At 74.1% G+C, this 24,465-nt stretch carries 22 protein-coding genes; 17 read left to right on the forward strand and 5 right to left on the reverse strand.

Annotated features, from left to right (window positions below; all coding sequences use genetic code 11):
• Window positions 1-8: 8 nt before the first annotated feature.
• Window positions 9-1,154, forward strand: a complete 1,146-nt coding sequence (locus tag FB380_RS10510) for a YihY/virulence factor BrkB family protein (RefSeq protein ID WP_166755001.1) — start codon at window positions 9-11, stop codon at window positions 1,152-1,154.
• On the opposite strand, the gene FB380_RS10515 is transcribed toward FB380_RS10510, so the two are convergent.
• Entirely contained in the window at window positions 1,063-2,352 is a 1,290-nt protein-coding gene (locus FB380_RS10515) for a D-alanyl-D-alanine carboxypeptidase family protein (RefSeq protein ID WP_166755002.1), read from the reverse strand. The two genes, FB380_RS10510 and FB380_RS10515, sit on opposite strands and share 92 nt — an antisense overlap.
• Window positions 2,353-2,663: 311 nt before the next feature.
• Here FB380_RS10515 and FB380_RS10520 point away from each other — a divergent pair, with 311 nt between their 5' ends.
• The 10 genes from FB380_RS10520 to FB380_RS10565 all read left to right on the forward strand — a co-directional run bounded on the left by FB380_RS10520 (window position 2,664) and on the right by FB380_RS10565 (window position 14,662).
• Entirely contained in the window at window positions 2,664-3,722 is a 1,059-nt protein-coding gene (locus FB380_RS10520) for a BMP family lipoprotein (RefSeq protein WP_229682148.1), read from the forward strand.
• 161 nt (window positions 3,723-3,883) lie between these two features.
• Window positions 3,884-5,443, forward strand: a complete 1,560-nt coding sequence (locus tag FB380_RS10525; RefSeq protein WP_166755003.1) for an ABC transporter ATP-binding protein — start codon at window positions 3,884-3,886, stop codon at window positions 5,441-5,443.
• Window positions 5,440-6,696 (forward strand): ABC transporter permease, encoded by a 1,257-nt coding sequence (locus tag FB380_RS10530; RefSeq protein ID WP_188959612.1) that lies wholly within the window; start codon window positions 5,440-5,442, stop codon window positions 6,694-6,696. Before FB380_RS10525 ends, FB380_RS10530 begins: the two co-directional genes overlap by 4 nt.
• A complete protein-coding gene (locus FB380_RS10535; RefSeq protein WP_166755004.1) occupies window positions 6,693-7,973 on the forward strand; it encodes an ABC transporter permease in 1,281 nt (426 codons plus the stop codon). Before FB380_RS10530 ends, FB380_RS10535 begins: the two co-directional genes overlap by 4 nt.
• Window positions 7,973-8,395 (forward strand): cytidine deaminase, encoded by a 423-nt coding sequence (locus FB380_RS10540; RefSeq protein ID WP_166755005.1) that lies wholly within the window; start codon window positions 7,973-7,975, stop codon window positions 8,393-8,395. Before FB380_RS10535 ends, FB380_RS10540 begins: the two co-directional genes overlap by 1 nt.
• Complete coding sequence (locus tag FB380_RS10545; protein WP_166755006.1) at window positions 8,392-9,675, forward strand: thymidine phosphorylase; 1,284 nt, start codon at window positions 8,392-8,394, stop codon at window positions 9,673-9,675. Before FB380_RS10540 ends, FB380_RS10545 begins: the two co-directional genes overlap by 4 nt.
• 137 nt (window positions 9,676-9,812) lie before the next feature.
• On the forward strand, window positions 9,813-10,715 hold the full coding sequence (locus tag FB380_RS10550) for an ABC transporter ATP-binding protein (RefSeq protein ID WP_166755007.1): 903 nt from the start codon (window positions 9,813-9,815) through the stop codon (window positions 10,713-10,715).
• 82 nt (window positions 10,716-10,797) lie between these two features.
• Entirely contained in the window at window positions 10,798-11,613 is an 816-nt protein-coding gene (locus FB380_RS10555; RefSeq protein WP_166755008.1) for an ABC transporter permease, read from the forward strand.
• Between the two features lie 59 nt (window positions 11,614-11,672).
• Window positions 11,673-12,752 carry an adenosine deaminase gene (locus FB380_RS10560; protein WP_166755009.1) on the forward strand — a complete coding sequence of 360 codons (1,080 nt, stop codon included), beginning with the start codon at window positions 11,673-11,675 and terminating at the stop codon, window positions 12,750-12,752.
• Between the two features lie 269 nt (window positions 12,753-13,021).
• Window positions 13,022-14,662, forward strand: a complete 1,641-nt coding sequence (locus FB380_RS10565) for a DEAD/DEAH box helicase (protein ID WP_166755010.1) — start codon at window positions 13,022-13,024, stop codon at window positions 14,660-14,662.
• Between the two features lie 93 nt (window positions 14,663-14,755).
• Here FB380_RS10565 and FB380_RS10570 read toward each other — a convergent pair whose 3' ends face one another.
• The 4 genes from FB380_RS10570 to deoC form a co-directional block, all read right to left on the reverse strand.
• A complete protein-coding gene (locus FB380_RS10570; protein WP_166755011.1) occupies window positions 14,756-16,195 on the reverse strand; it encodes a hypothetical protein in 1,440 nt (479 codons plus the stop codon).
• Between the two features lie 155 nt (window positions 16,196-16,350).
• The gene (locus FB380_RS10575) at window positions 16,351-17,217 is read right to left on the reverse strand and encodes an aldehyde dehydrogenase family protein (protein WP_166755012.1); all 867 of its coding nucleotides are present in this window, start codon (window positions 17,215-17,217) and stop codon (window positions 16,351-16,353) included.
• The gene (locus FB380_RS10580) at window positions 17,217-18,659 is read right to left on the reverse strand and encodes an aldehyde dehydrogenase family protein (RefSeq protein WP_166755013.1); all 1,443 of its coding nucleotides are present in this window, start codon (window positions 18,657-18,659) and stop codon (window positions 17,217-17,219) included. Before FB380_RS10580 ends, FB380_RS10575 begins: the two co-directional genes overlap by 1 nt.
• A gap of 1 nt (window position 18,660) precedes the next feature.
• Entirely contained in the window at window positions 18,661-19,656 is a 996-nt protein-coding gene (deoC, locus tag FB380_RS10585) for a deoxyribose-phosphate aldolase (RefSeq protein WP_188959611.1), read from the reverse strand.
• Window positions 19,657-19,850: 194 nt separating this feature from the next.
• Here deoC and FB380_RS10590 point away from each other — a divergent pair, with 194 nt between their 5' ends.
• From FB380_RS10590 to FB380_RS10615, 6 genes are all read left to right on the forward strand, one after another.
• The gene (locus FB380_RS10590; protein ID WP_166755014.1) at window positions 19,851-21,053 is read left to right on the forward strand and encodes an HNH endonuclease signature motif containing protein; all 1,203 of its coding nucleotides are present in this window, start codon (window positions 19,851-19,853) and stop codon (window positions 21,051-21,053) included.
• A gap of 264 nt (window positions 21,054-21,317) precedes the next feature.
• Window positions 21,318-21,962 carry a maleylpyruvate isomerase family mycothiol-dependent enzyme gene (locus FB380_RS10595; RefSeq protein ID WP_229682131.1) on the forward strand — a complete coding sequence of 215 codons (645 nt, stop codon included), beginning with the start codon at window positions 21,318-21,320 and terminating at the stop codon, window positions 21,960-21,962.
• 31 nt (window positions 21,963-21,993) lie between these two features.
• Window positions 21,994-22,617 carry a uracil phosphoribosyltransferase gene (upp, locus tag FB380_RS10600; RefSeq protein WP_166755015.1) on the forward strand — a complete coding sequence of 208 codons (624 nt, stop codon included), beginning with the start codon at window positions 21,994-21,996 and terminating at the stop codon, window positions 22,615-22,617.
• A gap of 62 nt (window positions 22,618-22,679) precedes the next feature.
• Window positions 22,680-23,567 (forward strand): Gfo/Idh/MocA family protein, encoded by an 888-nt coding sequence (locus FB380_RS10605; protein WP_166755016.1) that lies wholly within the window; start codon window positions 22,680-22,682, stop codon window positions 23,565-23,567.
• Window positions 23,564-23,992, forward strand: a complete 429-nt coding sequence (locus FB380_RS10610) for a DUF805 domain-containing protein (RefSeq protein ID WP_166755017.1) — start codon at window positions 23,564-23,566, stop codon at window positions 23,990-23,992. Before FB380_RS10605 ends, FB380_RS10610 begins: the two co-directional genes overlap by 4 nt.
• A 28-nt stretch (window positions 23,993-24,020) precedes the next feature.
• On the forward strand, window positions 24,021-24,461 hold the full coding sequence (locus FB380_RS10615) for a DUF805 domain-containing protein (protein WP_166755018.1): 441 nt from the start codon (window positions 24,021-24,023) through the stop codon (window positions 24,459-24,461).
• Window positions 24,462-24,465 lie beyond the last annotated feature (4 nt).

Here is a 24,465-nt window from a genome sequence, read left to right on the forward strand (position 1 = left end):
TGACTCCGGTGACCAGCCCCGTCAGCCGTGCAGCCGGGGCGGCGAAGGGTCTGCTGCGGCGCCGGCGCGCCGCCTGGCCCTGGCTGGACCACCTGGTCCGCGCCGGCGCTCGCTACCTCCGGGTGCACGCCACCCTGATGGCCTCGGGGGTGACGTACTACGTCTTCCTCGCCCTGGCGCCGGTGACCCTGCTGCTCGTCGCGGTGGCCGGTCTCGTCCTGCGCGGTGACCCGTTGCTGCAGGACGAGCTCCTCGACGCGCTCCGGGACGCCGTGCCCGGGGAGACGGGGGACAGCCTGGCCGAGACCGTCACCACGGCCGTGGAGAGCGCCACCACGTTCGGCCTGCTCGGCCTGCTCGGCGTGGTGTTCATCGGGCTGGCCGCGATGGACAAGCTGCGCATCGGCATGGACATCGTCTGGCGGGGCCGGGCCGACCCGCCGGAGTTCCTGGCCGACCGGGCCAGGGACCTCGTCTCGCTGTTCGGGCTCGGCGTCGCGGGCACCCTCAGCATCGCGCTCACCGCCGGCGCGACGAGCGTCGCCGACCAGCTGCTCGGGCTCACCGAGGTCGACGAGGTGCCCGGCTTCTTCCTGCTCAGCCGTGCGCTGCCGATCGTGCTGGCGGTGGCCGGGTCCACCCTGCTGTTCCTGTGGCTGCTCAAGGGGGTGCCGGGCACCCCGTTCGGCTACCGGCAGGTGCTGCCCGGCGCGCTCTTCGGCGCGGTGGGCTTCGAGGCGCTGAAGCTGGTCGGCAGCCTGTACCTGGCGGTCATCGGGGGCAACGTGACCGCCTCGACGTTCGGCGGCCTCGTCGGCCTGATCGTGTGGATCAACGTGGTGTGCCGGTTCTGGTTCTTCACCGCGTGCTGGACGGCGACGCTGCCGGCCATCGAGCAGGCGCAGGCCCCCGTCCCGGACGGGCCGCCGGCGCCGACGCCGCTGCCGGAGGTGGCCCGGGTCGACGAGCGGGCGGCGGGTCCGGCGCCGGGCCGGCTCGCCCTCGCCCTGCTCGGCGCCGGTGCGCTCGCCGGGGTGGCTGCCGGCCGGCTGCTGCCCCGGCTCACCGGCCGCCGGGGGGACCGGGGGAGGGCTCGTGCGGTGCCACCCGGCGCACCGCCCGGCGCCGGCCGAGGACCGTGGCCGCCACGATGACCAGCGCGCCGGCCGCCAGCCCGGCGGGCACGAGGGGGGCCGTGTCCGTGGTGGAGCCGGCAGCTGCCACCGGGCTGTCCGGGGCGGCCGCGGTCACGGCGGGGGCGGCCGCCTGCGCCGCCGTCTTCTCCGCCGCCATCTGCTCGGCGGTCTCCGCGGCCGCCAGCTGCGCGGCGACCTCGCCGGGCTCCACCAGCCGGCCGACGGCCTCGGCACCGGCGGGGACGGCGAAGCCCCAGTCCAGCAGCCGCCGGGCCTGCTCGAGCTCGTGCACCGGGCGGCGTTCGGCCTGCATGACGCTGACCACGAGGCGCCGGCCGTCGCGCTCGGCGGCCACCACGAAGGTGTGCCGGGCCGCGTCGGTGAACCCGGTCTTCCCGGCGAGCGTGCCCGGGTAGCTGCTCAGCAGGGTGTTCTGGTTCTGGATCTGGTAGCCCTCGTAGGCGCCGACGGTCGGCATCTGCGCCGTGCGGGTCTGCAGCACGTCCAGGCTGTAGGGGTCGGTGACCAGCTGGCGCAGGACCAGCGCCAGGTCGTAGGGCGAGGAGGACTGCCCGGCGACGTCGAGCCCGGAGGGGGTGCCGGCCACGGTGTCGTAGGCGCCCAGCTGCGCGGCGGTCTCGTTCATCGCGGCGAGGGTCGGGCCCACCCCGCCGGCGGCGCGGGCGAGGGCGTTGGCCACGTCGTTGCCCGACTGCATGACCAGCGCGCGGAAGAGCAGGTCGACGGGGTACTGACCGCCGCGCACCAGGCCCACCCGGCTGCCCTCGACCGCCTCGTCCTCGACGGTGCCCTCGACGACCAGGGCGGGGTCCAGGACCGGCGCCAGGGTGAGCAGCGTCAGCGCCTTGAGCGTGCTGGCCGGGTAGTAGCGGCCGTGCGGGTCGCGGGCCCCCAGCACCGCGCCGGTGCCGGCGTCGGCGACCAGCCAGCCGTGCGCGTCGATGCCCTCGGGGAGCGGTGGGGCACCGGCCGCGGTCACCACGCCGCGGGTGTCCAGCCGCTCGCCGCCGACCGTGCTGCCGTCCGGCGCGCTGCCCTGCGGCGGCCCGTCCGGGTGCGGGGCGGTGGGGGTCGGCGCCGACGGGTCGACGGTCGGCCGGGGGCTCTCGGCCAGGGCCGGGCCGGCCGGGGTCAGCAGCACCCCGGCCACCACCAGCCCGGCGACCAGCCGGCGCAGCAGCAGGGGTCGGCGCATGCCCGACGTTAACCCGCGGGGGCCCCGCGACCGGGGAGACGGTGGGCCGACGGTGTGCCCCGGACGGCCCCGTCGTGTGTGCCGGGTGTTGCCCGTTGGCAACGATCGGGTCTCTATCCGTTCGCCCGGGGGTCTCCGGTGGCCGAGCCGCGGTTAGCGTGCGCACGTCGCCGCTGGACCGCCTCGTACGCCCGAGCACCGCCTCGTACGCGTGAGCCGGCCGGCGGAGCAGGCCTGGAACACACCGCACCGGGGCCCGGCCGACCGCTGGTCGGCGGAGCCCTCTGAGAGAGGAGACCGTCTTGCGCCGAGTGCGTGGGATGAAGGCCGCAGCACTGCTGCTGGCCGGCAGCATGGCCCTGGCGGCCTGCGCCAGCGACGAGACCGACGCCGGTTCCGGCAGCGGTTCCGGTGACGGCGGCAGCGCCGCCGGCGAGGAGCTGATGGTCGGGCTCGCCTACGACACCGGCGGTCGCGGCGACAAGTCGTTCAACGACTCGGCCTACGCCGGCGTCGAGGCCGCGATCGAGGAGCTCGGCGGCGAGGTGCAGGAGCTCTCGCCCAACGACGACGGCTCCGACCGCGCCGAGCTGCTCACCCAGCTGGCCGAGCAGGGCTACGACCCGGTCATCGGGGTCGGCTTCGCCTACGGCGAGATCATCGGCGACATCGCCGCCGAGTACCCCGAGACCACGTTCGCCGTCGTCGACTCGTCGGTGACCGAGCTGGGTGCCGACAACCTGACCGGTCTGCTCTTCGCCGAGGAGGAGGGTTCCTTCCTCGCCGGCGCGGCTGCCGCGCTCAAGTCCGAGACGGGCCACATCGGCTTCGTCGGCGGCGTGGAGAACCCGCTGATCCAGAAGTTCGAGGCGGGCTACGTGGCGGGGGCCCAGGCGGTGAAGCCGGACATCATCATCGACACCCAGTACATCTCCCCGGCCGGTGACTTCTCCGGCTTCGGTGACCCGGCCCGCGGGCAGATCGTCGCCCAGGGCATGTTCGACGCCGGCGCCGACATCGTCTACCACGCGGCGGGCGGCTCCGGTCAGGGCGTCTTCGAGGCGGCGGCCGCCTCCGGTGGCCGGGCCATCGGGGTCGACTCCGACCAGTACGAGACGGTCGGTGACCCGGCGCTGCAGGCGGTGATCATGACCTCGATGCTGAAGCGGGTCGACAACGCGGTCGAGTCCTTCATCACCGACTACTCCGAGGACGCCGTCGAGGGTGGCACGGACATCGTCAACGACCTGTCCACCGACGGCGTGGGCCTGTCCACGTCCGGCGGGCAGATCGACGACATCCAGGCCCAGATCGACGAGTTCAAGCAGCAGATCATCGACGGCGAGATCGAGGTCCCGGCGATCCCGTGACGCGCTCGTCCTGAGCGACACGGACGCGGCGGGCTCGGGGGCGGTACACGCTCCCGAGCCCGCCGTTTTCCGTGTGTACCGTCTCCGCGTCGGACCGGACGTCGTCCGACGCGCTCCTGGCCGGAAGACCTCCGGTCACCAGCCCCGGTCCCGCGCCCACCATGGAGATCCCGTTGAACGAGTCGGCACCACTGGCGGTCGAGCTGCGCGGCATCACCAAGCGCTTCCCCGGCGTCGTGGCCAACAAGGACATCGAGCTGCGCGTCCGGCGCGGTGAGGTGCACGCCATCGTGGGGGAGAACGGCGCCGGCAAGTCGACGCTGATGAAGACCCTGTATGGCATGCACCGCCCCGACGAGGGGCAGATCCTGCTCGACGGGGAGCCGGTGACCTTCCGGAGCCCGGCGGACGCGATCGCCGCGGGCATCGGGATGGTCCACCAGCACTTCATGCTGGCCGACAACTTCACCGTGCTGGAGAACGTCGTGCTCGGCAGCGAGCCGACCAAGGGCGGCCGGCTCGACCGCGGCGCGGCCCGCCGCCGGATCCAGGAGATCTCCGACAGCTACGCGCTGGGCCTGGACCCCGACACCCTGGTCGAGGACCTCGGCGTCGGTGACCGGCAGCGGGTGGAGATCGCCAAGGTCCTCTACCGGGGTGCCACCACCCTGATCCTCGACGAGCCGACCGCCGTCCTGGTCCCGCAGGAGGTCGACGAGCTGTTCGGCAACCTCGCCGAGCTCAAGCGCGAGGGCCTCACCGTCATCTTCATCTCCCACAAGCTCGACGAGGTGCGCAAGGTGGCCGACTCGATCACCGTCATCCGCCGGGGTACGACCGTGGGCACCGCCGACCCGCGGACGACGACGGCCAAGGAGCTGGCCGAGATGATGGTCGGTGCCGAGCTGCCCGCCGCGGCCGTCCGCGAGTCCACGGTGCGGGAGACCCCCGTGCTCCGGATGCGCGGCGTCACCGTCGCCGCCGTCGCCGGCGGCCGGTCGGTGGTCGACGACGTGACCCTCTCCGTCCGGGAGGGCGAGGTCGTCGGCATCGCCGGCGTCGAGGGCAACGGCCAGGCGGAGCTCGTCGACGCGATCATGGGGCTGCGGCCGCTGGCCGCCGGTGAGCTCTGGCTCGGCGACGAGGACATCGCGCACTGGAGCACCCGCCGACGACGCGAGGGCGGCATCGGCTTCATCCCCGAGGACCGGCACCGCCAGGGGATGCTGCTGGACGCGCCGCTGTGGGAGAACCGGATCCTCGGGCACCAGACCCGGCCACCGGCGGTGAAGGGTGCGTTCATCGACCGGCGGGCTGCCCGCGCGGACACCGCCCGCATCATGGCCGAGTACGACGTCCGGGCACCCGGGCCGGACACCGCGGCGGTGGCGCTGTCCGGGGGCAACCAGCAGAAGCTCATCGTCGGGCGGGAGATGAGCGCCCACCCACGGCTGCTGGTCGCCGCCCACCCGACCCGCGGTGTCGACGTCGGCGCCCAGTCGGTGATCTGGGAACTGCTCAAGGACGCCCGCGCGGAGGGGATGGGGATCCTGCTGGTCTCGGCCGACCTGGACGAGCTGATCAGCTTGTCCGACACGTTGCACGTCATGCTCCGCGGGGCGCTGGTCGCGACCCTGGACCCCCGCCGGGTCACCCCGGAGGAACTCGGTGGGCACATGACCGGCGCGGTCCGCGGCGACGACGCGGTGGGTGCGGCGTGACCGCCCTCCGCCGGCTGGGCCTGTCGCTGATGGCCCCGGCCATCGCGCTGGTCGTGGCGCTCGCCCTCTCCGCCGCCGTCATCGTGCTGATCGGCCAGAACCCGGCCACCGCGGTCGGCGTCATGTTCGACTTCGGCGACTCGCCCGCCCAGCAGACCCAGGCGATCGTCCTCGTGCTCAACCGGGCGGTGCCGCTCTTCCTGGCCGGGCTGGCCGTCTCGGTGGCCTTCCGGATGGGGCTGTTCAACATCGGCGTGGAGGGCCAGTACCGGATCGCCACGGTGCTCGCCGCCGGCGCCGGCGCGGCGGTCGCCCTGCCCGGGCCCCTGCACCTGCTGTTCATCATCGTCGTCGCGATGGCGGTCGGGGCCTTCTGGGCCGGCATCGTCGCGGTGCTGAAGGTGACCCGGGGCGTGAGCGAGGTGATCAGCTCGATCATGCTCAACTTCATCGCCCTGGGGCTGGCGTCCTACCTGCTCACCGGGCCGCTGCGGGGCTCCCCGGAGGGCGCCTCGATCATCACCACCAGCGAGATCCCCGAGTCCGGCTGGTTCCCCGGCCTCAACGGCGTGCTCACCGGGCTGGGCCTGGCCGAACCGCGCTCGGAGCTCTACGGCTTCCTGGTCGTGGCCCTGGTGGTCGGCATCGCCGTGGCCGTGCTGATCAAGCGCACCCGGTTCGGCTTCGACCTGCGGGCCACCGGCATGTCGGCGTCCGCGGCCACCGCCAGCGGGGTCGACGCCCGCGGCATGGTGCTCAAGGCGATGCTCATCTCCGGTGCCATCGCCGGGCTGATCGGCCTGCCCGAACTGCTCGGCGACGCGCACGACTACAACACCGAGTTCACCGCCGGCCTGGGCTTCCTGGGCATCGCCGTGGCGCTGCTGGGCCGCAACTCCCCCCTGGGGATCGCCTTCGGGGCGCTGCTGTTCGCCTTCCTGGACCGGGCCGCGATCCCGCTCCAGTTCGCCGACATCCCGGCCTCGGTCGTCACGATCATCCAGGGCACGATCGTGCTCGCCGTCGTCATCGCCAACGAGATCGCCCGCCGGGTGACCCGGCAGCAGGCCGAGCGCGGCAACGCCGTCGCACCGCCCACCTCCGGTGACGGCAGCACCGGCGGCGGGCAGGGGCCCGGCGACGGGCCGCCACCGGACGTCGGCCCCACGACCGGCACCGGCACCGGTGTCGGGGTCCGCAACGCGTCCGGTGAGCCCGGCCGCACCGACAGCCGTCAGGGAGCAGGGGCATGAGCACCGCGACCGCCGTACCCACCGCCGGTCCCGGCCGCGGCCCGGTGACCGAGCTGTTCCTCGGTGGTGGCCGGGCGCGCCGGGTGACCTGGCTGCTGGTCGGGTTGCTGGTGCTGTTCTCCGCCGTCCGGGTGATCTCCGGTCAGCAGGCGCTGACGTCGTCCTCCACCTTCGGCGCCGCCCTGCTGCTCGCCGTACCGCTCCTGCTGGTCGCCCTCGGCGGCCTGTTCGCCGAGCGCGCCGGCGTGGTCAACATCGGCCTCGAGGGCATGATGATCCTGGGCACCTGGGGCGCCGGCTGGGCCGGCTACCAGTGGGGCTGGGTCGGTGCACTGGTCGGCGGCGCGCTCTTCGGGGCACTCGGTGGCCTGCTGCACGCGGTCGCCACCGTCACCTTCGGCGTCGACCACGTCGTGTCCGGCGTGGCGATCAACATCCTCGCCGCCGGCGTCGTCCGCTTCCTCTCCGAGCTGCTCTACACCGACAACGCCGCGGGCGGCGGCGTCACCCAGTCACCCGCGCTGTCCAGCCGGCCACCGAGCTTCTCGCTGCCGGTGCTCTCTTCCGGGCCCGACCTGCTCGGTGACCTGGAGTCCCGGCACTGGTTCCTGGTCAGCGACCTCGCCGGGCTGCTCCGCGGGGTGAGCAGCGGCGTCGGCGTGCTCACCGTGCTGGCCGTGCTGATGGTCCCGGCGGCCTACCTGCTGCTCTGGCGGACGGCCTTCGGCCTGCGGCTGCGCTCCTGCGGGGAGAACCCGGCGGCCGCGGACTCCCTCGGCGTCCCGGTCTACCGGCTCAAGTACATCGCCGTGGTCATCTCCGGCACGCTGGCCGGCCTGGGCGGCGTCTTCCTGGTCTTCATCGCGAACATCTACCGCGAGGGACAGACCAACGGCCGCGGCTTCATCGGCCTGGCCGCGCTGATCTTCGGCAACTGGCGTCCGGGTGGCCTCGCCGCCGGCGCCGGGCTGTTCGGCTTCGCCGACGCGCTGCAGCTGCGCAGCCAGACCGCGGTCGTGGCCCTGCTGCTGCTGGTGGCGTTCCTGCTGGCCGCGGTCGCCGTCTGGCAGGCCGTCCGCGGGAAGTGGACCCAGGCGGTCATCGCGGCTGCCTTCGCCGCCGCCGCGCTGGCCGCCTTCCTGACCATCGAGGAGCTGCCCGACGGCATCGTCTCCTTCACCCCGCACCTGACCACGCTGCTGGTCCTGTCGCTCGCCTCGCAACGGCTACGGCCGCCGAAGGCCGACGGGCTGGTCTACCGACGAGGAGAGCACTAGTGCCCGAGATCGACTGGGACGCCCTGCGCGGGTCGGCCCGGGAGGCGATGCGCCACGCCTACGCCCCCTACTCGCAGTTCCCGGTGGGGGTCGCCGGCCTGGTCGACGACGGGCGCGTGGTCACCGGCTGCAACGTGGAGAACGCCTCCTACGGGCTCGGGCTGTGCGCCGAGTGCGGCATGGTCAGCGACCTGGCCCGCTCCGGCGGTGGCCGGCTGGTCGCGGTGGCCTGCGTGGGCGGGGACGGGCAGCCGCTGATGCCCTGCGGCCGGTGCCGGCAGCTGCTCTGGGAGCACGGGGGAGCGGAGATGATGATCGAGACGGTGTCGCTGGGGATCGTGCCGATGCGCGAGGTGCTGCCCGACGCGTTCGGTCCCGAGGACCTCACGGCTGCCGCGGCACGCCAGGGGTGGTCGGCGTGACGCAGCCGTTCGACGCCATCGACGTCATCCGGGCCAAGCGTGACGGCCGGCCGCTGACCCCGGAGCAGATCCGCTGGGTCGTCGGCGCCTACACCGACCGGGTGGTGCCCGACGAGCAGATGAGCGCGCTGCTCATGGCGGTCTTCTTCCGCGGCATGTCCGCCGACGAGCTCGCGGCCTGGACCCAGGCGATGATCGACTCCGGCGTCCGCAAGGACCTCTCCTCGCTGGGCTGCCCGACCGCCGACAAGCACTCCACCGGCGGCGTCGGCGACAAGATCACGCTGCCGCTGGCCCCGCTGGTCGCCGCCTGCGGGGTGGCCGTGCCGCAGCTGTCCGGCCGCGGGCTCGGCCACACCGGCGGCACGCTGGACAAGCTGGAGTCGGTCCCCGGGTGGCGGGCCGACGTCGGCGAGGAGGCCTACCTGGCGCAGCTCCGGGACGTCGGCGCGGTCATCTGCGCCGCGGGCTCGGACCTCGCGCCGGCGGACAAGGTGCTCTACGCCCTCCGGGACGTCACCGGCACCGTCGAGTCGATCCCGCTGATCGCCAGCTCGATCATGAGCAAGAAGATCGCCGAGGGCGCCGATGCGCTGGTGCTCGACGTGAAGACCGGGTCCGGCGCGTTCATGCGGGACCCGGCCGACGCCCGCACCCTGGCCCGCACGATGGTCGGGCTGGGCGAGGCCGCCGGGGTGCGCACGGTGGCCCTGGTGACGGCGATGGACCGGCCGCTGGGCCGGTCGGCGGGCAACGCGGTCGAGGTCGCCGAGTCGGTGGAGGTGCTGGCCGGCGGCGGGCCGGCCGACGTGGTCGAGCTGACCCTCGCCCTGGCCCGGGAGATGCTCGCCGGCGTGGGCCGGGACGACGTCGACCCCGCCGACGTCCTGGCCGACGGCCGGGCGATGGACGTCTGGCGCCGGATGGTGGCCGCGCAGGGCGGCGACCCCGACGCCCCGCTGCCGCAGCCGGCCGAACGGCACGTGGTGACCGCTCCGGCCACCGGCACGCTGACGCGGCTGGACGCGTACTCCCTCGGGGTGGCGGCCTGGCGGCTGGGCGCCGGCCGGGCCCGCAAGGAGGACCCGGTGTCCGCCGCGGCCGGGATCACCTGGACCGCGGGTGTGGGGGAGCAGGTGACCGCCGGCCAGCCGCTGCTCGAGCTGCAGACCGACGACGCCGCCCGCATCCCGCGTGCACTGGAGGCCCTGGAGGGGGCGATCGGCGTCGACACCGCCGACGAGCCCCTGCCCCTCCTCCTGGACCGCATCACCGCCTGACCCACCGGCTGCACCCGTGGTCATGGAGCGGGCGTGGCGACGCGCCGCCGGGGGACGGCGGGTCGTCCCGCCGGCTCCATGATCATCGGGGGAGGGGTGGCGTGGCCGTTCAGCCGGGGAGAGGACACTGACCGTTCGTGACCCGAACGCCCGCCGCACCAGCGCCCGGAGCGGTCCAGCCGGCCAGCCCGCTCGATCCCGACGCCGCCATCAGCATCCGTGGCCTGGTGAAGCGGTACGGCGACCGCAACGCCGTCGACGGCGTCGACCTGGACATCCGGCGCGGGGAGATCTTCGCCCTGCTCGGCCCCAACGGCGCGGGGAAGACCACCACCGTCGAGGTGCTGGAGGGCTACCGCGCGCGGGACGGCGGCGAGGTCCGGGTGCTCGGGGTCGACCCGGCGACCGGGGGACGGCGCTGGAAGGCCGAGCTCGGCATCGTGCTGCAGTCCGGCGCGGGGGACAGCCAGCTGACCTGCCTGGAGCTGCTGCGCGCCCAGGCCGCCTACTACCCCGACCCGCGGGACCCGGCCGAGGTGCTGGAGCTGGTCGGGCTCACCGAGAAGGCCGGGTCGCGCGGGCGCACGCTGTCCGGCGGGCAGCGCCGCCGGCTGGACGTCGCGCTCGGCATCGTCGGCCGGCCGCGGCTGCTCTTCCTCGACGAGCCCACCACCGGCTTCGACCCCGAGGCCCGCCGGCAGTTCTGGTCGCTGATCCGCTCGCTGCGTGACCTGGGCACCACGATGCTGCTCACCACGCACTACCTGGACGAGGCCGAGGAGCTGGCCGACCGGGTGGGGGTCATCACCCAGGGCCGGCTGGTGGAGGTCGCCGTCCCGTCGGCGCTGGGCGGGCGCGGGGACGCCCCGGCCGTCGTCAGCTGGACCGAGGACGGCGTCCGGCGCACCGTCGAGACCGCCGCCCCGACGGCGCTCGTCGCGGAGCTGGCCGGCCGCTTCCCCGGTGAGGTGCCCGACCTGGCCGTCGCCCGTCCCACCCTCGAGGACGTCTACCTGAAGATGATCGGAGACCGTCCGTGAGTGAGCATCGCAGCGAGCGCCAGCGAGCGAGGAGCGGAGCGAACGGCCGAGCGGAGCGAGGAGGCACGTCATGGCCGGTCGCATGACCGTTCCCACGGAGCGCTCACTGCCCTCGATCGCCGGCGTCTGCCGGACCCGCGCCGAGGTGGAGCTCAAGGAGTTCTTCCGGCAGCGGGAGTCCGTCGTCTTCACGCTGATGTTCCCGGTGATCCTGCTGCTGGTGTTCGGCGCCGTGCTGGACTACGAGCTGGGCTCCGGCGTCAGCTTCACCCAGTACTTCATGGCCGGGGTGATCGCCGCCGGGATCCTCGGCGCCAGCCTGCAGAACATGGCCATCGGGATCGCGACCGAGCGCAGCGACGGCACCCTTAAGGGCCTGGCCGGCACCCCGATGCCGAAGAGCGCCTACTTCGTCGGCAAGGTCGTGCAGGTCTTCGTCGTCACGGTGGCGATCGTGGCGATCCTGCTGGTGATCGGGGTGGTCTTCTACGACGTCGACCTCCCGTCGGGGACGGAGTGGCTGACCTTCGCCTGGGTCGCCGCGCTGGGCTCGGCGGCCTGCACGCTGCTGGGCATCGCGGTCTCCAGCCTGGCCCGCAACGGCCGCTCCGCCTCGGCGACGGTCACCCCGGTGGCGCTGGTCCTGCAGTTCATCTCCGGGGTGTTCTTCCAGTTCAGCGAGGTGCCGACCTGGCTGCAGACGGTCGCCGCGGTCTTCCCGCTGAAGTGGATGGCGCAGGGGCTGCGCTCGGTGTTCCTCCCCGACGCGCTGGCCGCGCAGGAGCCGGCCGGGACCTGGGAGCTGGGCCGGGTCGCCCTGGTGCTGGGCATCTGGTGCGTCGTCGGCCTGCTGCTGTGCGTGCGCACCTTCCGCTGGCAGGACCGCATCGACCGGTAGCCGCCGGACCGGTCCGGACACCGCGGAGCCGGGTGGGCCGGCGTCGGTAACCTGCCGGGATGCCCGCCGCACCGCTGAACGCCGAGACCCTCGCCCGCGCCCCGAAGGTGCTGCTGCACGACCACCTGGACGGCGGGCTGCGGCCGCAGACGGTCATCGAGCTGGCCGGGGAGATCGGCTACCGCGAGCTGCCCGCCGACGAGCCCGAGGCGCTGGGCCGCTGGTTCCGCGAGGCCGCCGACTCCGGGTCGCTGGAGCGCTACCTGCTGACGTTCGCGCACACCGTCGCGGTGATGCAGCGCCCGGAGGCGGTGCAGCGGGTGGCCCGCGAGTGCGCGCTGGACCTGGCGGCCGACGGGGTGGTCTACGCCGAGGTGCGGATGGCGCCGGAGCTGCTGACCGCCGGCGGCATGTCGCTGGACGAGGTCGTGGAGGCGATGCTCGACGGCTACGCCCAGGGCAGCCGGGAGGCCGCGACTGCCGGGCACCCGATCGTCGTGGGCACGCTGCTGTGCGCGATGCGCCAGGCCGACCGCTGGGTGGAGGTCGCCGAGCAGGTCGTGCGGCACCGGGACGCCGGGGTGGTCGGCTTCGACCTGGCCGGGCCGGAGGACGGCTTCCCGCCGGACCGCATCCCCGCGGCGATCGAGCTGCTGGACCGCGCCGGTGCGCACCGCACGGTGCACGCCGGGGAGGCCGCCGGCATCGAGTCGATCCGGGCGGCGCTGGACGGCGCCGGTGCCGAGCGGCTCGGCCACGGGGTGCGGATCGCCGACGAGGTGCCCGCCGACGGCCCGCTGGGCGCGCTGGCCGAGCGGGTGCGGGACGAGCAGGTGCCGCTGGAGGTCGCGCCGTCGTCGAACGTGCAGACCGGCGCCTACCCGACGCTGGCCGACCACCCGGTCGACCGGCTGCACCGGGCCGGCTTCACGGTGACCCTCAACACCGACAACCGGCTGATGAGCGGGGTGTCGGCGAGCAGCGAGCTGACCGCCGTCGTCGACACGTTCGGGTGGGGCTGGGACGACGTGCAGGCGGTCGCGGAGCGGGCGCTGCGTGCCGGGTTCGCCGACGACGCGGTGCGCGCCCGGGTGTTCACCGACGTGCTCCGTCCCCGTTTCGAGGCCCTCCGCGGCTGATCCGGCCCCCACCCTCCGGCCCCGGCACGGGGGCCGGAGGCCCTTGGCGAGGAGGGTCACCCGCTCGCGGGAATCATCCGGACGCCGTCGCTGCTAACCTGATCGTGCCGGTGAACGCCGGTCATCCTCCCGGGCGGTCCTGCCCGGGCACAGCGCATCCGTGCAGATCACGCGTCACCGCAGACGCCGCCGATCACCAGTGTGGACGCCGGGCATCCGGCGATCAGCATCACCACGGGACGCGCGCCGATCTGTATCGGAGTCCCCGCTTGTCCTCGTTCGACTCTGTCGACGCTCAGAACACCCCCGCTCTCCAGGACGCCCCGGCCGCGGCCGCCGTCCTCGACACGCCCGCCACCGAGGCCCCCGCGGCCGAGGCGGCGCCCGAGCCCACCGGCCCGACCTTCGCCCAGCTGGGCCTGCCCCAGCCGCTGGTCACCGCGCTCGAGCGCCGGGGCATCCGTCACCCCTTCGCCATCCAGACCTCCGCCCTGCCGGACGCCCTCGCCGGGCGCGACGTGCTCGGCAAGGCCGCCACCGGCTCGGGCAAGACGCTGGCCTTCGGCCTCCCGCTGCTGGCCCGGCTCGGTGCCGACGCCCAGCAGGGTCGCCGCGCACCGCGTGGCCTGATCCTGGTGCCGACCCGCGAGCTGGCCCAGCAGGTGCACGACAACCTGGCCCCGCTGGGGCAGGCCAACGGCGTCCAGCTGGCCGCCGTCTACGGCGGTGCCTCGATGTACCGCCAGATCCAGCAGCTGCGTCGCGGCGTCGACGTGCTCATCGCCACCCCCGGGCGGCTGCAGGACCTGATCAACCAGGGCGAGGCGACCCTCTCCGAGGTCGTCGTCTCGGTCATCGACGAGGCCGACTTCATGTCCGACCTCGGCTTCCTGCCGGTGGTCAAGGAGCTGCTCGACCAGACCCGGAACGACGGCCAGCGGCTGCTGTTCTCGGCCACGCTGGACGGCGAGGTCGACACCCTGGTGCGCCGCTACCTCAAGGACCCGGCCCGCCACGAGGTCGTCAAGGCCGAGGACAACGGCCCGAAGGCCGAGCACCTGGCCTACAGCGTGTCCTTCCCGGACAAGCTGAAGGTCACCGAGGCGATGGCCGCCCGTCCGGGCCGGATCATCATCTTCGTGCGCACCCAGCACGGTGCCGACCGGCTGGCCGGCAACCTGCAGCAGGTCGGCATCGCGGCCGAGCCCATCCACGGTGGGCTCCCGCAGGCCGCCCGGCGCCGCGCGCTGGAGGCGTTCACCGACGCCCGCAGCCCGGTGCTGGTGGCCACCGACGTCGCCGCGCGTGGCATCCACGTCGACGACGTGTCGCTGGTCCTGCACTACGACCCGCCGGCAGACCACAAGACCTACCTGCACCGTTCCGGCCGCACCGCGCGCGCCGGTGCCGCGGGCGTCGTGGTCTCGCTGCTCCTGCCCGACCAGGTGGGCCAGGCCAAGCGCCGCTTCCGCCAGGCCAAGCTCGACCCGCAGGTGTCGCGGATCCGCCCGGGCGACGCCCCGATCGCGGAGCTCGTCGCCGGCGGCACGTTCGTGGAGCCGATCGTCCGCCCGGTGCGCGAGTCGCGCCGTCCGGCCGGCAGCTCCGGTGGGCGCCGGCACTCCGGTGAGCGCCCCGGTGGCTACCGTGGCGGCCCGCGCCGTCCCTCCGGCGACCGCGACCGCACGTACGGCGACCGCCCCTCGGGCGAGCGCTCCTACGGCGATCGGGATCGCAGCTCGGCCGGCCGGCCCTCCGGCGACCGCGAGCGCTCGTACGGCGACCGCCCCTCGGGCGAGCGCTCCTACGGCGATCGGGATCGCGGCGGTGACCGACGGTCCGGTGGCTACCGCGGCTCGAGCGACGGACGCTCCGGCGGCCGTCCTCCGCGCCCGGCCCGCTCCTACTGAGCAGGGCCCCGTCCGCAGGGACGGGGCACGAACGGCAACGGCCGGCTCCCGCATCGCGGGGGCCGGCCGTTGGCCGTTCCGGAGCGCGCGTGCCTACGCGCGCTCGACGTCGGTGCGGAAGACCAGGGCGGTGCCGACGTCGGCGAGGACGTCGGCCCACGCGGCGGCCAGCACCGCAGCGTCCTCCGCGGACAGCGGGGCGGTCGGCTCGCTCTCGCCGCGGGCCACCGCCTGACCGAGCGCAGCGCCCGGGCTGAGCTGCTGCTGCACCCGCGGGAGCCCGGCGTACTCGGCCAGGTCCAGCGCGCCCTCGGCCGGCTGGGCCAGCGCCTGGTGGGTCACCAGCCCGCCGGCGCCGCCGGCCACCTCGGCCAGCACCTCGGACAGCGCAGCCAGGTCGTAGCGGTCCTCGTCGGCCGGCAGCGGCATCGTGTCGGTGTCGGCCACCTCGGGCCAGGAGGCGATCTCGGTGAGGTCGTGCTCCTCGTCGCCGGCGCAGAACCGCGCGAGTTCCACCGGGCTGGGGAAGACGAACACCTGACCGTCCCGGCCGAGGAAGCGCGCCCGGTCGTCGACGTAGCAGCGCAGGGTCAGCCCGGCCCCCTGCGGGTGGACCAGCTCCACGGGCAGGATGCCGACCGCCTCCCAGAACTCCTGGGCGGCGGCGACGGCCGCAGGGCTGGCGGTCAGCCCGCTGCCGCTGCGGACGGTCCGGACCCCGGCGGTGGAGGCCTGGGCCGGGCTGGCCGCGGTCGACCCGGCGGCGGGGCGGGCCGCCGGGGTGGCGTCGACGTCGTCGTCCTCGTCGTCGTCCGGGTCGGCGGCGCGGGCCTCCGCCTCCTCGGCGGCGGAGGGGTAGTCCTCTGGCCGGACGGTGCCGGCGCCGGTCCAGTCCAGGTGCTCGTCGAGCTCCTCGAGGACGTCCTCCCACAGCTCGTCGACGGCGGTGCCCAGCCGCGCCCAGCTCTCCTCGCCGCTGCGGCCGAGGAACGCCCCGACGCCCAGGGAGAGCGCGGCGACCTCGGGGCGGGCGACCAGTTCGGCAACGGCCTCGAAGCTGGTCTCGTCGTCGTCCAGGTCCTCGTCGTCCTCGTCGCCGGTGGTGTCACAGCACTCGGCGAGCCGGCCGACGATGTCGACGTCGGCGGCCAGTTCCTCGACGGCCCAGCGGTCGGGGTTCTCCGCGACGACGTCGTAGACGCCGTCGAGGTCGTAGCGGTGGTCCTCGTCGGGGGTGAGGTCGGCGGCGCCCAGCGTCGACACCACGGGCCAGACCGGGTGGTCGGCCAGGTCGTGGTCGGTGCTCACCCGGCAGAACGCGGCCAGCGCCGCCGGCGAGGGGAACAGGTGGACGACGGCGGTGGGGCCGGGGGCCTCGGGGTCGTCGTCGTTGATGTCGGCCGGCACGTCGATCGTGCTGCCGAGGAACGCCTGCCACTCCTCGCCGTCCTCTTCCCACGGCGGCGCCCAGAGCGTGTAGCCCGTGCGGTCGTCGAGGGTCAGGGCGATGGGGACGATGCTGGACCTGGGCACCCGCCCATCCTGCCCGGTGATCCTGTGCTCGCGCACTGGGGTAGCCGGTCCGGACGCGCGCCCCGGCCTTCCGGCAGGGTCTCGCGTCGAGCCTGCGGGTGGTGGAGGGCGGGAGGGCCCTCCTGCCGCCTGCTCAGGGTGGGCAGGAGGGGACGTCACACGCCGATCGGGTGCCAGACGCTCTTGGTCTCCAGGAAGGGGCGGAGCCGGGAGAGGCCGGGGTCGGCCGACCAGTCAGGCTCCTCGGCCGGCGCCCGCAGCACCCGCTTGATCGTCCCGGCGGCGGAGCGTTCCAGCTCCATCGCCAGCGGCGCCGGGGCGCCGGCCAGGTCGACCGCGTCGACGTCGGCGTGCTCGGCCAGCCACGGACCGATCTCCGCGGCGTCCCCGGTGAGCAGGTTGACCACCCCGCCGGGGACGTCGGAGGTGGCCAGCACCTCGCCGAGGGTGATCGCGGGCAGCGGGCGCTCCTTGGAGCTCACCACCACGGCGGTGTTGCCGGCGGCCAGCACCGGGGCCAGCACGCTGACCAGCCCGAGCAGACTCGACCGCTGCGGGGCCAGGACGGCGACGACGCCGGTGGGCTCGGGTACGGAGAAGCCGAAGTACGGCCCCGCGACCGGGTTGGTGCTGCCCAGCACGGCGGCGAGCTTGTCGGTCCACCCGGCGTACCAGACCCAGCGGTCGATCGCGGCGTCCACCGCGGCGCGGGCCTTGGCGGCCGACAGTCCCTCGCCCGCGGCGACCTCCTCGGCGAACTGGGCGGCGCGGCCCTCCATCACCTCGGCGACCCGGTAGAGCACCTGGCCGCGGTTGTAGGCGGTCGCGCCGGACCACTTCGGGAACGCGCCCCGGGCGGCGACCACGGCGTCCCGGCCGTCCTTGCGGGAGGCCCAGGCCGCGTTGGCCAGGAAGTGCCCCCGGGAGTCGAGGACCTCGTAGGTGCGGCCGGACTCGGAGCGCGGGAAGGCCCCGCCCAGGTAGAGCTTGTAGGTCTTGCGCACGGTGAGCCGGTCGGACATCAGGAGTCGCTCCTCAGGTAGGCGGCCAGCCCCTGCCGGCCGCCCTCGCGGCCGTAGCCGGACTGCTTGTAACCGCCGAACGGCGAGGTGGGGTCGAACTCGTTGAACGTGTTCGCCCACACCACGCCGGCGCGCAGCTGGTCGGTGACCTTCAGGATCCGCGAGCCCTTCTCCGACCAGATGCCGGCCGAGAGCCCGTAGGTGGTGTTGTTGGCCTTGGCGACAGCCTCGTCCGGGGTGCGGAACGTCAATACCGAGAGCACCGGGCCGAAGACCTCGTCGCGGGCGATCCGGTGGGCGGGGGAGACGTCGGTGAAGACGGTCGGCTTGAACCAGAAGCCGCGGTCGGGCAGGTCGCCGTCGGGCTGCCAGCAGGTCGCGCCCTCGGTCTCCCCGAAGGCGGTCAGCTCGCGGATGCGGGCCAGCTGCTCCGCGGAGTTGATCGCGCCCAGGTCGGTGTTCTTGTCCATCGGGTCACCGACGCGCAGGGTGCCGATCCGCCGCTGCAGTGCGGCGACGACGTCGTCGTGCACCGACTCCTGCACCAGCAGCCGGGAGCCGGCGCAGCAGACGTGGCCCTGGTTGAAGAAGATGCCGCGGACGATGCCCTCGACCGCCTGGTCGATCGGCGCGTCGTCGAAGACGATGTTCGCCGCCTTGCCGCCCAGCTCCAGGGTGAGCCGCTTCTCGGTGCCGGCGACCGCGCGGGCGATGGCGCGGCCCACCTCGGTCGAGCCGGTGAAGGCCACCTTGTCGACGTCCGGGTGGCTGATCACCGCCCGGCCGGTCTCCCCGGCACCGGTCACGATGTTCACCACGCCCGGCGGCAGGTCGGCCTGCTGGCAGATCTCGGCGAACAGCAGCGCGGTCAGCGGAGTGGTCTCGGCCGGCTTGAGGACGACGGTGTTGCCGGTTGCCAGCGCCGGCGCGATCTTCCACGCCAGCATCAGCAGCGGGAAGTTCCACGGGATGACCTGCCCGGCCACGCCGAGCGGTCGCGGAGCCGGCCCGAGGCCCGCGTGCTCGAGCTTGTCCGCCCAGCCCGCGTGGTAGAAGAAGTGCGCCGCGGCCAGGGGCACGTCGACGTCCCGGGACTCCCGGATCGGCTTGCCGTTGTCCAGCGTCTCCAGGACGGCGAACTCCCGGGCCCGCTCCTGCAGCAGCCGGGCGATGCGGAACAGGTACTTGCCGCGGTCGGCCGGGCGCATCGGCCCCCAGACCTTGACGAACGCCCGGCGGGCGGCCCGCACGGCGCGGTCGACGTCGGCATCGCTGCCGGTGGCGACCTCGCTGAGCACCTCCTCGGTGGCCGGGTTGACCGTCTTCAGCGGCGTGCCGGTGCCGTCGGTGAACTCCCCGTCGACGAACAGCCCGTAGCTGGGCCGGATGTCGACGATGGACCGCGACTCGGGTGCGGGCGCGTACTCGAACAGGCTGGTCATCTCAGTCCACGCTCACGTGGTCGGGGCCGCTGTAGTGGCCGGTGCGGAGCTTCTGGCGCTGCAGGAGCAGGTCGTTGAGCAGGCTGGAGGCGCCGAAGCGGAACCAGTCGGGGGACAGCCAGTCCGCGCCGACGGTCTCGTTGATCAGCACCAGGTGCTTGACGGCGTCCTTCGTCGTCCGGATGCCGCCGGCGGGCTTGACCCCGACCTGGCGGCCGGTGGCGGCGCGGAAGTCGCGCACGGCCTCGAGCATCACCAGGCAGACCGGCAGGGTGGCCGCGGGGGAGACCTTGCCGGTGGAGGTCTTGATGAAGTCGCCGCCGGCCAGCATCGCCAGCCACGAGGCGCGGCGGACGGCGTCCAGGGTGACCAGCTCGCCGGTCTCCAGGATCACCTTGAGGTGTGCCGGCCCGCAGGCCTCCTTGACGGCGACGATCTCCTCGAAGACGTCGAGGTACCGGCCGGTCAGGAAGGCGCCGCGGTCGATGACCATGTCGATCTCGTCGGCGCCGTTGGCGACGGCGTCCCGGACGTCGGCGAGCTTGACCTCGCGGCTGGCCCGGCCGCTGGGGAAGGCGGTGGCGACGGCGGCGACGTTGATGCCGGTGCCGGCCAGCGCCTCCTTGGCCACACCGGCCAGGTCGCCGTAGACGCAGACCGCGGCGACGGCCGGGCAGGCCGGGTCCGTCGGGTCCGGGCGGCGGGCCTTGGCGGCCAGGCTGCGGACCTTGCCCGGGGTGTCGGCGCCCTCGAGCGTGGTCAGGTCGACCATGGAGATCGCCGTGTCGATCGCCCACGCCTTGGCGGTCGTCTTGATCGATCGTGTGCCCAGCACCTTCGCCCGTGCCTCGGCGCCGACCTGGTCGACGCCGGGCAGGCCGTGCAGGAACGCGCGGAAGGCGTCGTTCGAGCGGGTGACGTCGGCGAACGGATCGGGCGGGGCGCCCGTCCCGCCGCTGGGGTCGGCCAGCGCGTTCGGGTCCAGCACGTGGGTCATGCGCCGCATTCTCCACTGCTGCGCCGGGCGGCAGGGCACCGTCCACAGCCGGCGATCCCGGTCAGCTCCGGGTCGGTCTGTCAAGAGCTCGCTGACATCTGTGGATGAGCCTCTGACCTGCGGATTCGAGTGGTCGGTGGGCCGTTCGGCCGGTATTCTTCGCACACACGTTCGAACGGGTCAGGAGGTGTTCGGTGAGCGAGTTGATCTCCGCGCTGGACGCCCTGGCCGCCGATGACCTGCACGCCCTCACCGACGGGCAGGTGCTGGACCGGACGGCCATGTTGGTGCAGCTGGGCAATCGGGTCGCGGCGGAGTTGACCCGCACGGTGCGTCAGTCCGACATCGTGCAGGCCGCGGAGTGGGACGGGCTGAAGTCGATGCGGTCGTGGCTGATCGGGCACGCGCGGCTCGCGCCGGCCGAGGCCTCGCGGATCCTGCGATCCGGGCGGGCCCTGGAGCACTTCCCGGTGCTGGCGGCCGGGTTCGCCGAGGGGTCGGTGACCGCGGAGCAGGTCGACGTGGTGGCCAGGAAGGTCGGTCCGGTCGAGGTCGCCCGCGCCGGGGAGCAGGGCATCGACCTCGGGGCCTCCGATGAGGTGTGGGCGCGGGTGGCCGTTGCGTCACCGCACCAGTCGCTGCTCGCCGCGGTCCAGGCCTTTGAGGACGCCTTGGACCCGGACGGGCCGGAGCCGGACCCGACCGAGGGGCGGCGGTTGACGATCGCCACGCACGCTGATGGTTCGGTGACCGGCCGGTTCGACCTGGATGCGACCGGCGGCGAGAAGGTGAAGGCGGCGATCGAGTCGATCGTGCAGGCGGACCGCACGCAGGGTGACGTGCGGACCCGGGCGCAGCAGAACGCCGACGCCCTGGTCCAGTTGGCTGACAACCAGCTCGCCTCTGGCAATCTGCCGACCCTTCGCACGGTCAAGCCCCACGTCGTGGTGGGCATCGACCTGGACGACCTGGTCGACCCGGCCACCGGCGCCGGTGCGGGGGAGCTGGGGTTCGGGGCGACGATCTCCGCCGCGCGGGCCCGCCACCTGGCCTGTGACGGCAGCATCTCCCGGATCGTGATGGGTCCCGACGGCACCCCGCTGGACCTGGGCCGGGACCACCGGGTGGTCACTCCCGGGTTGCGCAAGGCGGTCGAACGCCGGGACAGGTCCTGCGTGTTCGCCGGCTGTGGTGCACCGACCCACTGGTGCGATGTGCACCACCTGATCCACTGGCTGCACGGCGGTGAGACGTCGTTGAGCAACTCGGCGTTGTTGTGCGAACGGCACCACACCAAGGTCCACCACGGCTTCCGCGTGGCACGAGATCCCGACGGTCGATGGCGGACCTGGCGCCCCGACGACACCGAGATCCTCATCGGCCCACTGGTCCGCTGACACGCGCAATCGTCGTGCCCTGCCCCGGCGTTCGTCTCGTCGTCCTGCCTGGCGCCGGCGCTGGTCTCGTCGTCCTGCCTGGCGCCGGCGTTGGTCTTCCGGCGTTGGTCTCGTCGTCCTGCCTGGCGCCGGCGTCGGTCTCGCCCGGTGGTCGAACGTCGTCTCACCGCTGCGTCTCGCTCACGTGGGCCGGCTCGCCGATGAGTCTGGCTGGGTCCGGCGGTCCTGACCCGGTACCGACGTCGACCGTTCCCGGAGGACCCCGTGCCCGTACCCCGTGTCGCCATGCTCCCCGAGGTCGCCGCGCAGCGGCGGGCGCTCGCCGACCTGCTCGACACCGTGCACCGCGACGAGTGGACGACACCCTCGCTCTGCCACGGCTGGACGGTGCACGACGTGCTGGCGCACCTCACCCTCTCCACCCGGCAGTCCACCGCCGGGATGGTGCTGGGCATCCTGCGGGCCCGCGGCGACTTCGACCGGGCCGAGGCCCGCGCCGCCCGGGAACGCGCCGCAGCCCACCCGCCGGGCGTGCTCACCGCGCAGCTGCGCGCGACCGCCGCCCTCGACCGCCGGGTCGGGCTGTCCAGCCCCTGGGACCCGCTGGTCGACGTCCTGGTGCACAGCCAGGACATCGTCCGCCCACTCCGCCGCCGGCTGCCCACGCCACAGGACCTCGCCGTCCCGGCACTGGAGCACGTCTGGTCCAACGCGTTCTACGGCCGCCCGGTCCGGCGGCTGTGCGGAGTGCGGTTGGTGGCCACCGACACCGCCTGGGCGGAGGGCGCAGGACCGGAGGTGCGTGGCACCGCCGGCGACCTCCTGCTGCTGGCCACGGGCCGGTCGGTCTCGGCCTCCGCGGTCACCGGGCCGGGAGTCCCAGAGGCCGCTGCCCGGCTCCGCACCTGACCCGTCGTCGCCGGCCGATACGGTGTGCGCCGTGCAGCTGACCGTCGTCGACCACCCGATCGCCCGCGCCCGACTGTCGCGGATGCGCGACGAGCGCACCGACAACGCCGCCTTCCGGGCCGCGCTGCGGGAGCTCACCCAGATCCTGGTGTACGAGGCCAGCCGCGACCTGGCGGTCGCTGAGGAGCCGATCACCACGCCGGTCACCGACACCACCGGCTACCGGCTGGCCGCACCGCCGCTGATCGTGCCGGTGCTGCGCGCCGGCCTGGGCATGGCCGACACCGCGCACGGGATGCTGCCGGAGTCGCAGATGGGCTTCGTCGGGCTGGCCCGCAACGAGGTGACCTTCCAGCCGGAGGCCTACATGGCCTCGCTGCCGGAGTCACTCGTCGGCCGCCAGGTCTTCGTGCTCGACCCGATGCTGGCCACCGGCGGCTCGCTGGTGCACTGCTGCTCGCTGCTCACCGACCGAGGCTGCACCGACATCACCGTGCTCTGCGCGCTGGCCGCACCCGAGGGGCTGGAGCGGCTGGAGGCCAGCGGCCTGCCGCTGCGCGTCTTCACCGCCAGCATCGACGAGCGGCTCAACGAGAACGCCTACATCGTCCCCGGCCTCGGTGACGCCGGTGACCGCCAGTTCGGTGCCGTCTGACCCGTGGACGTGGCAGCGAGGAGCGGAGTGACCGTGGGCAGCCGTGGGGGAGTGGTCTGAGCATGCGGTTCGGGGTGCTCGGCACCGGCTTCTGGGCGACCGAGGTGCACGCGAAGTCCCTGGCCGGGCACCCGGACGCCGAGCTGGTCGGCGTGTGGGGCCGGGACCTGGCCAAGGCGAAGGCGGCCGGGGCGCAGTTCGACGTCCCGGGCACCGACCACCTCGACGCCCTGCTCGCCGACGTCGACGCGGTCAGCTTCGCGCTCCCGCCGGACGTGCAGGCCCCGCTCGCCGAGCGCGCGGCCGCCGCGGGCAAGCACCTGCTGCTGGAGAAGCCGGTGGCGCTGTCGGTAGCCGCCGCCGACCGGGTGGTCGCCGCGGTCGAGGACGCCGGGGTCGCCTCGGTGGTCTTCTTCACCAACCGCTTCCGGACGGCGACGTCCACCTGGCTCGAGCAGGCGTCCCGCACCACCCTGGCCGGCGGCGCGGTCACCTGGCTGGGCCGGCTGGCCGGTTCGCCGTTCGAGACGCCCTGGCGGCTGGAGCACGGTGCGCTGTGGGACATCGGGCCGCACGCGCTCTCCCTCCTCGTCCCGACCCTGGGGCCGGTCAGCGCGGTGCAGGCCGGCGCCGGGCAGGGCGACACCGTCCACCTGGTGCTCACCCACCCCGAGGGCCGCGCGAGCACGGTGACCGTCTCGGCGACCGTGGCCGAGCTGGCCACCGGCATCGACACCTGGGTGCACGGCGACGCCGGCCGGCTGGTGCTGCTGCCCGAGTCCGGTGCCGCGGTCGAGGCCCACGCGGTCGCCGTCGACGAGCTGCAGGCCGCTGCGCTGACCGGTGGGGTGCACCCCTGCGACGTCACCTTCGGGCGGGACGTCGTCCGGGTGCTCGAGGCCGCGCAGCGGTCGCTGGCGACCGGCTGCCGCGAGACCGTCGGGGGATGACCGGGGACGACGGCCGCGGAGGCCTGCTCGGCTGGTACCTGCCCACCGGCCGCATCCGGCGCAGCGAGTGGTGGCTGCGGTACGTGCTGCTCATCGCCCTGCTCGGGCTGATGGCCTCGGTGATCGACGCCCAGTGGTTCCCGGACAGCTACCCGCGGTTCGAGGACCGGGAGGGCGTCGTCGACGTCGCCGACGTCCTCTGGTTCTTCCCCGACCAGGGCGGGCCGGTGACCGCGCTCGTCGCCCTGGCGCTCATCGTGCCGAACATCGCGGCGACCGTGACCCGGCTGCACGACCGCGACCACTCCGCCTGGTGGCTGCTGTGGAGCCTGCTCCCGGGCATCGGCTGGCTGGTCCTGGTGATCACCTGCGGCTTCCTCGGCACCCGGCCGCACCCCAACCGGTACGGCCCACCTCCTCGCTGACCCGCGCCCGGCGAGGCAGACTGGACCCGTGGACTTCTGGCAGTGGTACGTGCGCCGCGGGCGCATCGACCGGCGCACCTGGTGGCTGCAGTACGCCCTGCCCATCGGGGTGCTCAGCGTGCTCGCCCTGATGGCCGACGTCGCGCTCGGCAACAGTTCGCTGGAGAGCATCGCCACCGGCGAGACCGGCTACGGACCGATCGTGACGCTGGTCGGGCTGCTGGCCCTCCCGGCGTCCGTGTCCAGCGGCGCGACCCGGCTGCACGACCGCGGCATGTCCGCGTGGTGGCTGCTGATCGGGCTGGTGCCGCTGTTCGGTCAGATCACGCTGCTGGTGCTCACCGGCTTCCTCCGCGGCGACGGCGGGCCCAACCGGTACGGCCCGCCGCCGTCCGCGGCGCCGACGGCCGGCCCGTACCTGCAGCCGGAGCCGGCGCCCGAGCCGGATCGCCCGCCCTACTGGGGCTGACGCC

The organism is Modestobacter marinus (genome assembly GCF_011758655.1).
Classification (GTDB): Bacteria; Actinomycetota; Actinomycetes; order Mycobacteriales; family Geodermatophilaceae; genus Modestobacter; species Modestobacter marinus.